We start from the raw sequence: 14,854 nt of genomic DNA, 5'->3' as shown, positions 1-14,854 counted from the left end.
GAGAATGTAGAAAGCATGCTGTAATACAAGTGATAAACTCTAATTGTGGTTAATTATGGTTTATGATGGTTCTCCGTGATTTTGTGTAACAATAATTGGTTAGAGCGTAAAAACTACAAACGGTTAGTTTTAAAACCAGATATAATGATTTTGGAAATTTACAAGAGATTGGTGGTTTCTTACTTTGGTTTTGCTTCTACCTTTGTCTCACAAATAACCAATTAATTTTATTGAAATGAAAAATTTTATCACTGGTGTTTTTACACTACTAGCAACAGGATTCGCATTCGCTCAAGCAAACGTAGATGTGAGTACTCAAATGGGAAACTTAAATGTAGCCACTGTGAATCAAACAGGATTTTTTAATCAAAACTATCTTTTACAAGACGGTAATCGTAACACAGCAGACATTGACCAAACTGGAGCTTTAAACATTAATGTTGCTTCGAGTAATGGTAACAGAAACTCTATTGATGTAGATCAAGTAGGGTTATTAAACTCAAACGAAACAAATCAGTATGGAAACAGAAACTCTGCCCAAACATGGCAAATAGGAGCTTTTAATACTACTGAACAAACACAAATTGGTAGAAGAAACGATGCTACTTCTATACAATGGGGAGTGGGTAATGATGTAGTACAATATCAGGATGGTAGAAGAAATGTAGCATCTGCTTTCCAGTTAGGTATTGATAATACTGCTGTACAGGTACAATTAGGTAGAAGAAATGATGCTTCTGCTGTGCAATTAGGAAGCGGAAACTATATTTTACAATATCAAGATGGTAATGATAATATGGCTTCTCATACTCAGATTGGTGCAGATAACGTAGCGATTTCAGCTCAAGTAGGTAATGATAACTCAGCAACAGGATTACAGCTTGGTTCAGACAATGAGCTGTATCAATTACAAGTAGGTAATTCTAACACTGCCATTGACTTCCAATTAGGAAACGACAATATGATATCAGTGAGCCAATTTGGAACTTATAACTTCCATTTAGGAACTCAGATTGGAAATTCAAATTCATTAACTGTTGTACAATCTAACTAAAAATTTAATAAAAAAATAAGGAGAAGCATCTTTGCTTCTCCTTTTCAGTTTCTATCAGCTATTTTTTTAGTAGTAAATATAACGGTAAACAGTGATTTTGATAGAGTAACCTATTCATGTGTTTTGTAGCAATAAGTATTAAGTTACCTTTAAATAAAAAAAAATGAATGCGCTCACCAGATTCTTTTTTTGCTTAGGATTTTTATTTCTCTCTTTTTCTTCTCTGAAATCACAACAAGTAGAATGGAATCAAATTAATAGTAATAGTGTTTTAGATTTAGCAATATTACAAGCTGTAGATAATCAGACTTCTTATTCTAATATTTTACAAATAGGAGATTCTAATAATATTGAAGCGATGATTAATGCGAAAACCAATATTATGATACAGCAGCTTGGAGATTACAACAGTTTATATTTTAACAATTCTTTTTCTGATACCAAAACAAAAAATGTCATCAACACCCAAGGTAATAATAATATTATCGATATAACGGGGAGCAACAGCGTATCTGAAAATATGAAAGTAAATGTAAAAGGTGATAACATGACCATTTTTATGCGGAATTATTAAATAGAAAAGTAATGATCACTAAAAATGTTTTATTATTTACTTTTCTTACCGTCTTTCTGTCCCTTGGTTGTTATGCACAGGAAGAAAGAAAAGTATCTGCCAGATTAGAGCGTGAGACTATAGAACAGCAGTTTATTATCAAAGCGTTTGCTACCAATACTACTCCTGTATATAAAGAACTCAATTATCTCTTAGTATCAATTAAAAAAGGAAATGGAGGCAATCTTTCAAACAACCGGCAAAGCGGAAAGTTTACAATAAATCCTAATGAAGTAAAAAAACTATCAGAACTTAGTGTTAATCTAGAAACGAAAGATGCTTTGAAAGTATTCTTATATATAAGAGACGAAGAATCTCAAAAATTGATTGCTAAAGATAGTTTAGAAATAAATCAAGAAGCTTTTAGTAAAAAAGCAAGTAAAATTGAGGAAGAAGTTTTCTCGGAACTAACAGGGTTGACTATCGATGAAACAAAAACCAAAGTAGGGAAAGACTTCTACGATTTGTTTTATATGCAATACAATCAAATTCCGAAAAAAGACAACGCTACGATTACTATATCAGAAGTTCCCACACGTGGAGTAAACGGGCAAATTAATATCGCAATTGAAGATAAGGTAATCTATAGTTTTATGACCAACCCTAGTGAAGATTATTTAAAAGAACAGATGCTTATGAGTTTTCGTTTGATTAAAGAATTTATTGCTAAGAAAAATCTTATTAAGAATGAATTCATATACTAAAAACAATTACCATGAAACCACTTTATGTTTTTCTTATACTGTTTTGCGGTTTTTTCCTTGGAAAATCCCAGCAACTTGTTTATAAACCTGTCAATCCCGCATTTGGGGGTGATACGTTCAATTACCAATGGCTATTAAGTTCTGCAAATGCTCAAAATCAATTTGATGAGAAAGATAGCTTGAGTGATTTGCTAAACGGCATGAATTCGATGGATAGTTTTAGCGAAAGCTTAAATAGGCAGATTCTCAGTCAATTATCACAAAAGCTTTTCGAAAATCAATTTGGTGATGGGGCTCTTAAACCCGGAAACTATCTTTTGGGTTCGTTGTACATACAGATTACAACTACTGCGCAAGGATTGCTAATTAGTATTTTGGATACTGGTACAGGTGATCAATCTGAAATTGTAATTCCCAAATAATACTAAAAACTAAATTACCATGAAATTTTACATTTACATCAGGATTTTTTTCTGTCTTACACTTGTATGTGTTTCTATAGGATGTAGTTCTTTACTTGGGCTTCCTTCTACACCAGAAAAATCAACACTTGGCGAAAATACAGCTTACACAAGAGAGCTGAAAGATCTTATCCCGCCAAAGGAACGTATTGTAATAGGGGTCTATAAGTTTAGAGATCAAACCGGTCAATATAAACCATCCGAAAATGGTAATAATTGGAGTACTGCCGTACCTCAAGGTACTACAACAATTCTTATTAAAGCATTAGAAGATAGCAAATGGTTTATCCCTATAGAAAGAGAAAATATTGCTAATTTACTTAATGAGAGACAGATTATTCGCTCTACCCGTCAAGAATATCTTAAAGACGCAGATAAAAATAGCCAGACATTACCTCCGCTTCTCTATGCAGGAATCTTGCTAGAGGGCGGGGTTATTTCTTATGATAGCAATGTCTTAACAGGAGGTTTGGGTGCCAGATATTTCGGTATCGGTGCCTCTACACAATATAGACAAGATAGAATAACTATTTATCTTCGTGCGGTTTCTACCTTAAATGGAGAGATTCTTAAAACCGTTTATACTTCAAAAACAATTCTTTCCACTAGTGTTAACGGAAGTTTTTTCAGATATATTGATACTGAAAGGCTTCTAGAAGCTGAGGTTGGGTTAACCCAAAACGAACCCGTGCAGCTTGCGGTGACAGAAGCCATAGAAAAAGCGGTTAAAGGATTAATCGTTGAGGGAATAAGAGACAATATATGGGGTAAGGCTGTAGATGAAAATATAGGAGTTTACAAACCCCTTATAAAAAGCTACGAAAACGAGCAGAATGATAATCTGAATAGAGTAGTAGGGAATAAATACCCAAGCAATTACAGACAGCAATTTGCTTTGTATACCAACCTTGAAACACAAAAAGTAAAAGACGACTATGTAAACCCTAAGTTTAATTTGGGAGGTAAATTCGGATTCAAATATTTTTTTAATCCTTATTTAAATGTAGACGTTAGCGCGAGTGTTTTCACGATAGAAAATAAAAATATTTTTTCCCGTACCTATTTTACTCCAGAGGTGAATCTAGAAACGGTCATCTTCCCTCAGTATAAGCTGAGCCCATTTGTTTATGGAGGAGTTGGAGCGATGTATTCTGGTATGAAACCACAGTACAAAGGGCAGTTTGGTGTCGGATTAGAATATATGGTCGGAAAAAACTTAGGAATAAGAGTTTCTTCACAATATGATCTTGGCTTTAAAGATGATTGGGATGGTTTGATAAACGGAAAAAGAAAAGATCAGGCTATGAGATTTTCGATTGGAATAAACTTTTATATAGGAAAAAAATAAAAACTTAAACTATGAAAACTATATTACAAATTCTCGGTATAATTATCCTTTCATTTTCCCTTCTCTCTTGTAATGAAGAGCTTGTAGAGCAGGCTCAATCGGGAATATTAAAAGGAAAAGTAGTGAAAAGAGGTACGAATGTTCCTCTGGGAAATGTGAAAATTTTTACCGCACCCACCACCGAAACGGTATTTACGGGTACAGATGGTACTTTTGAGATTAAAAACATGCCCATTGGAAATTATTCTGTAAAGGCTGAGCTGAGTGGTTATATTACAACGTTTCAGGCAGTCAATATTCAGAAACAAGATCAGGTAGTAACCGCGGTTTTCGAAATGGATGATGATAATTCACTCAATACACCGCCTACAACTCCGTTATTGCTCAGTCCTATAGACAATGCGGTGAATCAACCTCTCATCGTTGAGCTTACTTGGAATTCTACTGATCCCGATACAGCCGATGTGCTAAAATATAATTTAACCATTAAAAATAATCTTGATACCAATATTATCCAGGTCAATGATCTTCTTACCAATCATTATACACTTTCGAATCTTAAATTTGGGGTAAGCTATTTCTGGCAGGTTTCAGTTTCTGATGGTATACATGCGCCTGTACTCAGTGCGATTAGTAAGTTTACCACCAATATGGTTCCTCTTAATCGCTATCATTATGTACAAAAACAAAATGGAAACTTACTCATCGTGTCGAGCAATGAGTTGGGAGCAAATTTCCAATTTACAAATTCGTCTTACAATAGTTGGCGACCTAGGAAAAATAATAATGCAGGATTAATTGCGTTTTTAAGAACTGAAGGCGGTAATTCACATATTTATACTGCTAATCCTGATGGGTCTAATGTGTTTAAAGTAACAACAGTACCCGTCGCAGGATTTAATAATAATGAAATGGATTTCTCGTGGAGTACCAATGGCCAAGAGTTTCTCTATGCAAACTTTAATAAACTCTATAGAATAAATAAAGACGGAAGTGGTTTAAATTTAGTCTACACAGCACCTTCCGGAACGATGATTTCCGAATGCGACTGGAGCTACGATGGAAGCAAGATTGCATTAAAAACAAATAGTGTCAATGGGTATGGTACCCAGATTTACATCATCGATATGTTGGGAAATACCATAAAGACAATTTTATCAGGAACTTTAGGAGCGAGTGGAGGTTTAAATCTTTCTATTGATGGTAATCGCCTTTTATTTACTCGCGATATGTCAGGTTTTGAAGATGTTAGTGGTAATTACAGACAGCTTGATACCAAGATTTTTGTCTATGATTTGATCTCTAATATAACCTATGATATATCTTCTGAAAGTGAAAGACCGCAAGGTACAAATGACTTAGATCCTCGATTTTCACCCAATAATGCTCAGATTATTTTTACCAATACTTCTAATGATAATATTTCTCAGAGAAATGTAATCACCGTAGATTTAAATAATGATTTGACAGATATGCAGAGAACAACACTCTTTACCAACGCAGAAATGCCAGATTATGAATAAGAAGTTGTAACCTCGTAAAATAAATAAGCCCAAAAGCTTTAGTGTAATTTTAAGCTCGGATTTTATAATCCGAGTTTTTTATTTTGAATGTCCGTAATTAATAATAGCTTAATTTTTAACAGTTTGTTTGTCATTCCGCAGGAAACCTAATGTAGTGATTCGACGAAGTCTATCTAAACTAATTTATTTTCAGTGTATTGAGATTCCTATGGAATGACAAAACGACTACTGATTTTAGCGTTATGCTTAAAGACGGACATTCATTTTTCTTTGATAAAAATATAAGAATCTATCTCAAATTTTCTATTTAACCGCAAAAGGCACAAAAAATTTGGGTATTCCTATTAAAGCTTATTTTTAAACTAAAAAAGAACACATCAATTTTCAAAATCTTTGATTTTTATTCTTTTAAGAACTTTGAATATCTAATACTATACATTTCAAGTTTCTTTTGCTGTAAAAAAATAAACTCCAAATCAACTGATCTGGAGTTTACTTAAGGTAATACTATTGGTTATTAATCTATAATATGATTTGCAATGGCATATTTTACCACGCCGACAGAATTTTTTACATTCAGTTTTAATAAAATTCTTTTACGGTGAGTTTCTACGGTATTAATACTTATAAAAAGCTTTTCGCAAATATCCTTACTGCTTAATCCATCGCAGATGAGCTTTAAGATTTCCATTTCACGTTTGGTAAGAGGATCTTGAATGTGAAGTTTTTGTTTTTTTTCATCCGTATTCAAAAAATTAATCATTTTCTCTTTTGCATAGTCACAGATGTAAATTTCATTTGAAAGTAAGGCTTGTACAGATTTCAAAAATTCATCGTACCGACTGTCTTTATCAAGGTAGCTTTTTATACCTTTATTAAACAGTTTTCTAATATCCATTATATCATAGCTGTTGCCAATCACAATAATTTTTATTGTTTTGTTTTGTGCAGTAATCTTTTCTACATTTTTTAAAAGATCTGTCAGCATAAGCATATTAGAACTAATCATCAAAAATTCTGGCGGTTTTCCTGTAAGGTTTTCCTGTAAGGTCTCGTAAGAATTACACAAATCAACAGAGTTAAAAAGACTGCTTTGAGTCAGGAGTTTTGATAAACCCTCAGTATAGAGCATGGGTTCACCAAAAATGGTTAATTTAGGCTTCATCAGGTCAGTTTTAGTATATAAATATACAAAAAATAATTATATTTTTCGTAAAAAATATAATTTAATGAGGTTTATTTTGTTTTATTCTGTTGTTTTTGTTGATATTTTTATGTTTTCTATAAATAATTCTCTTTTTTTTGATTTGTATTTTAATAAATATGTGGTATCATTTATAAAATCCAATATTCATAGGCTATTTTTATTTTTTTTTAATATTTAATTAACGTTTTAGTGATATGCGCAAGTTGGGATTAGATGCGTCGAAAATGAAACATTTAACAATATTATTGCCGATATTTTTAGAATTAAGCTTAAAATATTAGAATAACTAAAAAAATATGTTAGATTTTTAAAACAAAAATTCCCGAATTAGTTCTTGAAGGCTTACATATTTTAAAATTGATTAGAAAATAAGTGAAGTTTACCCAATAAAGTATCGTTGAAAGAAATTATTTGACAAAATTTTAAACTTTTCAGAAATTTTAAAAACAATGAATGCCGAGAGTATCAGGTTTACTACGTATTGATTTTTAAACTAATTATTATGATAAATAGGAGATCGTGAGTATTTACTAGCGAAGTTTTTAAATGTTAAAATAGATTTGTATTTGTCATTTTAATATTTAAATAACGAAAAATATATTTTTTATAGATTGTATTGTAATATTTTATATATTTACCACTATAAAACACATAAATTCTTACAGATGAAAAATGCAATCACTTTTTCAAAAAAACATAGATTCCGTCTCGGTTTTTTGTTTTTTTTCTTGGTCAGGCCATGACAATTCATATATAATTATTTTTAAACGAATAATTGTATAGCGCACTTTAGGTTACAATAATCTTACAATTTTACATAATGATCACCGTTTTGGAAACTTATATTTTCCTATTAAAATTGTTGATTAATTATTCTTTGTAGAAACAATAACACAAAACAATAACACACAAAAAATGGAAAAATTTTATAAACTATTTTTTAATAAGTTATTCTTATTATTAATATTTGCTACCTTTAATTACCTATCCGCCCAGACAGGTTCTACAGATGACTTTGATGGCGATGGGATTGCTAATTATGATGATATCGATGATGATAATGATGGAATCTTAGATATCTTTGAATGCCCAAATTTGGGAACCACTTTTCTTCCTTCTTCTTCAGGAACTGCATGGCCAGGTGGTACCACGAGTACTATAACTCGTTTTCCTGCTTCATTACCTGCAACGATTACGCAAAGAACAGCTTCTTTAGCGAGAGGTTATTCTAAACCAGGAGGGGGCGCCAACTTTTCAGGAAGCTATAACGGCGCAGATTATGATATTAATACTTCTGGTGCTGCGGTAACTTTAACCTATACTTTTAGTACACCTATTCCTGCAGATCAGCTCTTCGTTTCGATGGGGGATGTTGATAATAATGGAGGCAATACGCCACAGCCTTATATGCAGTTTGTAGTCAATACATCTGGTGGAGGTACTGCTACGGCATCGGATTTTGATTTTTATAAGGTCGGCACTGCGCCATGGCCAGGGGGTACAGTTGCTGCAAGTACTTTAGCAAGTACAGCTGTGACCAATGGTTTGAAATTTACATTTAATGTAGGCACTTCTGGCAATGACAGTAGAGCAATCATGCTACGTGGAAAGACAAGTAAAACCATTAGCCGATTAGAGATTACATTTTTAGTACATGAACAAGCCTATTTTAATATCGGTGCTTTTAAATATCCTACTTGTGATACCGATAATGATGGGGTTCCAAATATCTTTGATCTTGATAGTGATGGTGATGGTTGTCCTGATGCTGTAGAGGCTGGTACGGCTGCTCAAGCTGGTGTGGCAAATACTTCAACAGGAACTTTAGTCAATAAAGCGGCTGATGGAGGTACCCAAGTCAATATTGTTAAAGCTATTGTTGGAAATAAACTACCGGCGAGTTATGGTGCTAATGGTTTTTACACTGGTATTGAATCAGATGATACATCTGCAGCAACTTATTCAGGAACTTATAGCTATGGGCTTGCTACAGCTGCTGCACTCAATGCGTGTCCAGATTTTGATGGTGACGGTACGCCAGATGCTATAGACATTGATGATGATAACGATGGTGTTCCGGATGCTGTAGAATCACCTTCTTGTTTCTATCTCGCCAGCGAATGGAATACAGGAGCGAAGCCTTCTTATGGGGTAAGTATTTCTTCTGCATTAACGACAACGACCGGTAACTTCAGTCAGTTATTAGATGGTATAGGTAATACAACGGCAGTTACATTTTCTGCAACACCTACTCAGGCTATTCAAAATGCGAATGTGTATTTGTTTACCTTTTTACAACCTGTGAAATTGAATGCTTTATATCTTCAATTTAATACCTCAACGCAATTTGGAGGTACCACAAAAATTCAAGGTTCTAATGATGCGGCAACTTGGGTGGATCTTTCTACTGCGATATCAACTGTAACCACAAATACAACGGTAAATGGTGGGGTAAGTGTTGCTAATTCTATAAAATATCCTGTTACGCTTAGTGCAACAACCGCTTATAAATATTTTAGAATTACAGGTGCTGTAGCGAGTAATATTGCAGCTGCAAATGCTTCTGAAGTCTATTTTGATTTCAATAATGCTGCCTATGTCTCTTCAAGATATCCTAAAGCAACTTGTACCGATGCTAATATAGACGGAGACGGCATATTACCTCAGTTTGATTTAGATACAGATGGCGATGGCTGTAGTGATGCTTTTGAAGCTAGTGCTACAACCAACCTGTCAACTAATTATCAATTCCCAGATGTAGACGCTAATAACGACGGTCTGGTAGATGCAGTAGATCCAGATGGCGATGGTATTGTTAATTATACTTCTACCTATAATTTATATGCAATATATAATATTATCAAGGCTTGTGTTGATACCGATGGAGATGGCATCAGAGATGTGATAGATATTGATGATGATAATGATGGGGTGCTAGATGTTGTTGAATGTCCCTCTCTTTTTTCTAGTATCACTGCTGGTGGTGGTTTTTCTACTGCAGCTGCTAGTATACCTAACTGGTATATGGGATTTGCATCTTCAGCGCTTCCCGTTACGATACCATTTACGCCGACTGTAATACCTGTTTCTAATAATGGGGTGGTTTATAACTATGGAATAGGTGGTGGTAATCAAGTGAATTCACCACTTACAGGAGGTTTATTCGATTTGTATGATGGTGTTAATACAGCGACTGGTCTTCAATATGCCTTACAAGAAGGTGATCCACAACGACCTGTGGTTAATAAATTACCAAATCCTTTAGTTGCAGGAGCAGCCTATAACTATACTTTTGATTTAGGTAATAGAGGAACAGGAAGTACAGATAAATATATTGTTTTATTATATAATGCAGATACTCAAACTCCTGAAAAGATAATAGAATCAGGACTTTTAAATTCGCTTCCTGCGTATTCAGATAATCCTAGTTATAAAAATATTACAGGAAGTTTTATACCTGCAACAAGTGGTAATTATTTATTAATGTTTTATCCATCAATTTCGGGAGGTGTTAATGATGACTTTGTAATCGATCGTGTGGCTGTAGCGGGAGCAGGAGTTCCTTCTTGTGATACAGATGGTGATGGTATTCCTAATTACCTAGATTTAGATAGTGATGGCGATGGCTGTCCGGATGCTAAAGAATCAGGTGTTTCTGTAAATTCTGGCGCATCAAGCTCTATGTCTACCAGTGGAGGGGCTATCTATACAGGTGGTATTGCTTCTGGTACAGCCAATGCTTATGTTGGCAACGGTACACCAAGTCAATATGGGGCTAATGGGTTCTTTAATGGTATTGAAGCGACACCTCCAGCAACAGAAAGCGGAGTTTATAATGGAACTTATACCTATAACCAATATGCTCTAATTAAAGGGTTAAATTTTTGTACAGATACCGATAATGATGGTATTATAGATATTGTAGACATCGATGATGATAATGATGGTGTATTAGATGCTGTAGAATCTCCAACATGTTTCTACACAGTCAATGAATGGAATACAGGGGCTAAACCTGCTTATGGGGTAACGATATCTTCGGCTTTAACGACGACAACGTCTAACTTCAGTCAGTTGATAGATGGTATTGGTAGCACAACAGCAGTTGCTTTTTCAGGAACACCTACTCAGGCTATTCAAAATGCCAATGTTTACTTGTTTAATTTTGCACAGCCTGTAAGATTAGATGCTTTGTATTTACAATTCAACACCACAACACAGTTTTTAGGAAACACTAAGATCCAAGGTTCTAATACCAATAATGGTTCAGATTGGGCAGATTTGTCAGTCTCTACAGGTCCGGCAGTTACGACTAATACCACTGTAAATGGCGGTACAAGCATTACAACTTCTATTAAATATCCGGTAACGCTTAATACAGGAACGTCATATAAATATATCAGGATTACGGGGGATGCTGCAAGTAATATTGCTGCACAGAATGCCTCAGAAGTTTATTTTGATTTTAATACAACGATGTATACTGCTTCTCAATATCCAAAATCAACTTGTACCGAAGATATTGATAATGATGGTATTTTAAATCACCTCGATCTCGATAGTGATGGTGATGGCTGTCCTGACACAAAAGAAGCTATTTTATACAATAATCCTACCGAAGCTTCGGCATCAGGTAATGTACAAAATGGAAGTAGTGGTGCTGTAACTTCTACAGTATCTACCCCTAACGCAACAGTTCCTGGTCCTTATGGAAGCAATGGTTTTGCAGATGCTCTAGAATTGTCAACCAATCCGAATGCATACAAGCATGTATACAGCTACCTTTTTGTAGCAACAGATCGTAATATAAGTACCTGTGATAATAAATTCTTAATGGATATCGATTCAGATGATGATGGTATTCCAGATGCTGTAGAATCACCATCTTGCTTCTATACAGAATCTCAGGCGATGATTATTACCGATGTTGTGACCTCTGATTTTGCTTGGGATGCGACTAATAAGCTAACGAATACATATGATAATAATTCTGCAACATACGGCGCGGTATCTGCGCCTACAGCAACAAGTATTCTAAATAAAGCATTAATAACGTTTGATATCCCTGTTATTGATGCAGCGCTTATGGCTAATGTAAAACTGAGTGTTGGCGCAACTGCTTTTGGAGGGGGAACCTGGGTATTAGAAGGCTTGGATACCAATACCACTTTATGGGTAGCGTTATCAAGTCCTGTACAGGCAATGAATACTGCTAATTTTACCTATACCTTTACAAATAGCTTGCAGCCTAATGTGAGATATCATACCTACAGAATTAGAGGAACGAGCAGTACTAATATTACGAATGGAGGTATATTGACAGATTTTAGTATCAATTATTTAAACTATAATCCATCTCTACACCGTACAAAAACAGGTTGTAATTCTGATGTTGATGGGGATGGCGTACCAAACTATTTAGATAGAGATAGTGATGGCGATGGTTGTCCGGATGCTGTAGAGGCAGGTATTAGTAAATCATTATTAGTTCCGGCAAACTTCTTTAATACTGGTGGACAAGTTTCAGGAAATTATGTCATCGTGGGTGGTGCTTATGGTAATAATGGTATGGGAGATGCGGTAGAAACTACACCAGATAGTGGTATTATCAATTATGTTTCTACCTATAATCTATATGCTAGAAGCGCAAGTCTTAACTGGTGTACAGATACAGATAATGATGGCGTACCAGATCCTGCAGATATTGATGATGATAATGACGGAGTGTTAGATGCTGTAGAATCTCCATCTTGCTTCTATACAGCAGCCGAAGCTAATGTAATCTTTAGAATTAATTCTCAGTTTACAAGTCCAAATGATGATCAGACGGACAATGATATTCAGTTGCTTCATGATGGATCTGCCACGCCTACATTTGGCTTCAATGCTGTTGCAGCGGCATTAAATGTTACAGGAAGTAATTTGTTTACCATAATTTATCCTACGCCTATTCGATTAGCAACGTTGGTAGTTTCTCAAAAAATCAGTACGACTACCAATGCAAATGCTGTAGTAGTAGGTTCTCAAGATGGTCTTACATGGTCTGCACCGCTTACGTCTCCTACTTTAATAACAGGAGCTACGGTTAGCTTTGCAATAACCACCACAGTTCCTTATAACTATTATAAAATACAAACTGGGTCTGTGCCGGGAGCATTAGCATTGGCTAATACGATTGGAGAAATTACCTCTACACTGGCGAGTGATTATTCGCAGTCAGCACATCCAAAACCTACATGTACTAATGATACAGATGGTGATGGAGTTCTTAATCATCAAGATTTAGATAGTGATGGTGATGGTTGTACCGATGCTTCAGAATCAGGAACGGTAGCCTACGCATTAGCTCAAACGGGTGGTCAAACATCGCCTGGAACAGTGGTTAATTCAGGAGCTACCACCACGGGAGTAATCAATGCAATTGTAGGAAATAATACACCTTCTGACTATAGTGCTAACGGATTCTATAATAAAATAGAGTCTAGTGATTTGCCGAATGCTACTTATAACGGAACTTATACGTACTCAAACGCAATCAATGCATCAATAGCGACTTGTCCAACCTTCTGTTACAAACCAGCAGTAATAACTGGGACAGCTTTGGCTACCAATCATGGTTTTACCAGTTTAGGACGAGCAGGAGCTGATAACGGAAACTGGCCAATGGTAAGAAAAGGGGCTTGGACAATTCTAGAAGCTAAAACAAAAGGTTTTGTTCCAAATAGATTGACAACAGCACAGATAGCTTCAATACCAGCTACAGATCTTATAGAAGGGATGATGGTTTATAATAGCGATTTGAATTGTTTACAAATAAATACCGATGGTACCGCTGCAGGGTGGAAATGTTATAATACACAAACCTGCCCTACACCATAATTACCTCATTTTAAATAAAAAAATAAGATATGAATATTATAAAATTAATCGCTTTTTTATTTGGCGGAATACTTATATCAGGGCAAATAGCCATTGGAAAAAGCTCAACGAGCAACCCTTCAGTCTCTTTAGAATTTGAAAGTGCTAACAGAGGTATGGTTCTTCCTTGGGTTGATAATACGGGCGCAGTAGTTGGCGCAGTAAACGGAACGATAATCTATGATTTGTCAGATCATAAGGTAAAAGTAAAATATCCTTTGGCTTGGAGAGATCTTTCGATAGATGCAACAGGTACTACTGTTGATCCAGTATCTAATGTAGATGGTACATTAATACAAGATTTAGCAACAGAAAATATAGAAGCTAAGACTTCTGTAGGAACGCTATCTGCTACACCAGGAATTTTAGTATTAGAAGATGTAAATAAAGCAATGGTATTGCCCAAAACAAGCAGCCCACATCTGAATATAGTAAATCCGGCTCCTGGAATGATGGTTTATGACACAGCAACCAAACAACTTGCTGTTTTTAATGGTAAGGTTTGGAGCTTCTGGAAACCGTAAACTGATAAAACCAAACAATAGAATAACCACCTTAGTAAATATGCTGAGGTGGTTTTTTTATAAAATTAGATAAAGTACATGACATTTTTTTTCAACCGCAAAAGCAACAAAAGATTTTATAATGGTTCAGTTATCCAAAAGCTAACAAAACAAAGGATAAAGGAAAGGTTTTACATTTTGTAAACTTTTGAACTTTTCTTTTTTCAATCAGTTCTTTTGAAACTTTTGCGGTTAAAAAGCATTTTAAGTTTTTTTTGTCATGTACTAAAAAAATTAGATGGTCAATTTTCTGCGTTGTTGTGCTTTAAGCTCAATTTTTCGAGTTCAAAGCTTCTGTATTGAACCAAAATGCTCCAACCGCCGACCTTTTTGCTCGGAATTTTGAGCTAAACACACCAACATTTGAGTGTTTAGCTCAAATGTTTGAGTCCGAAGCATGAAAGTTTGACCTTTTAGCTTCATCATCCGAGCTCAATGCTCAAAATTTGGAGCGATATGCTAA

9 protein-coding genes are annotated in these 14,854 nt (G+C 34.8%); 8 read left to right on the top strand and 1 reads right to left on the bottom strand.

Going from position 1 to position 14,854, the window contains the following annotated elements; all coding sequences use genetic code 11:
• The first annotated feature begins 235 nt into the window (after positions 1-235).
• From LO744_RS17830 to LO744_RS17805, 6 genes are all read left to right on the top strand, one after another.
• Positions 236-1,054, top strand: coding sequence for a hypothetical protein (locus LO744_RS17830; RefSeq protein ID WP_230671810.1), 819 nt, complete (start codon positions 236-238; stop codon positions 1,052-1,054).
• 163 nt (positions 1,055-1,217) lie between these two features.
• Positions 1,218-1,628, top strand: coding sequence for a hypothetical protein (locus LO744_RS17825; protein WP_230671808.1), 411 nt, complete (start codon positions 1,218-1,220; stop codon positions 1,626-1,628).
• An 11-nt stretch (positions 1,629-1,639) separates the two neighbouring features.
• Positions 1,640-2,371 carry a curli production assembly/transport protein CsgE gene (locus LO744_RS17820; RefSeq protein WP_230671806.1) on the top strand — a complete coding sequence of 244 codons (732 nt, stop codon included), beginning with the start codon at positions 1,640-1,642 and terminating at the stop codon, positions 2,369-2,371.
• Between the two features lie 11 nt (positions 2,372-2,382).
• Positions 2,383-2,793 (top strand): curli production assembly/transport component CsgF, encoded by a 411-nt coding sequence (locus LO744_RS17815; RefSeq protein WP_230671804.1) that lies wholly within the window; start codon positions 2,383-2,385, stop codon positions 2,791-2,793.
• Positions 2,794-2,812: 19 nt separating this feature from the next.
• The gene (locus LO744_RS17810) at positions 2,813-4,180 is read left to right on the top strand and encodes a CsgG/HfaB family protein (RefSeq protein ID WP_230671802.1); all 1,368 of its coding nucleotides are present in this window, start codon (positions 2,813-2,815) and stop codon (positions 4,178-4,180) included.
• 11 nt (positions 4,181-4,191) lie between these two features.
• Positions 4,192-5,703, top strand: a complete 1,512-nt coding sequence (locus LO744_RS17805) for a carboxypeptidase-like regulatory domain-containing protein (protein ID WP_230671800.1) — start codon at positions 4,192-4,194, stop codon at positions 5,701-5,703.
• A 517-nt stretch (positions 5,704-6,220) separates the two neighbouring features.
• Here LO744_RS17805 and LO744_RS17800 read toward each other — a convergent pair.
• Positions 6,221-6,868, bottom strand: a complete 648-nt coding sequence (locus LO744_RS17800; protein ID WP_230671798.1) for a response regulator transcription factor — start codon at positions 6,866-6,868, stop codon at positions 6,221-6,223.
• A gap of 957 nt (positions 6,869-7,825) precedes the next feature.
• Between LO744_RS17800 and LO744_RS17795 the strand changes: the two genes are divergently transcribed.
• Positions 7,826-13,789 (top strand): hypothetical protein, encoded by a 5,964-nt coding sequence (locus tag LO744_RS17795; RefSeq protein WP_230671796.1) that lies wholly within the window; start codon positions 7,826-7,828, stop codon positions 13,787-13,789.
• Between the two features lie 29 nt (positions 13,790-13,818).
• A complete protein-coding gene (locus tag LO744_RS17790) occupies positions 13,819-14,352 on the top strand; it encodes a hypothetical protein (RefSeq protein WP_230671793.1) in 534 nt (177 codons plus the stop codon).
• Positions 14,353-14,854: the final 502 nt, after the last annotated feature.

Source organism: Chryseobacterium turcicum (assembly GCF_021010565.1).
Taxonomy (GTDB): domain Bacteria; phylum Bacteroidota; class Bacteroidia; order Flavobacteriales; family Weeksellaceae; genus Chryseobacterium; species Chryseobacterium turcicum.
Note: the sequence above shows the minus strand (reverse complement) of the source record. Positions and strands in the feature narration are given on the sequence as shown.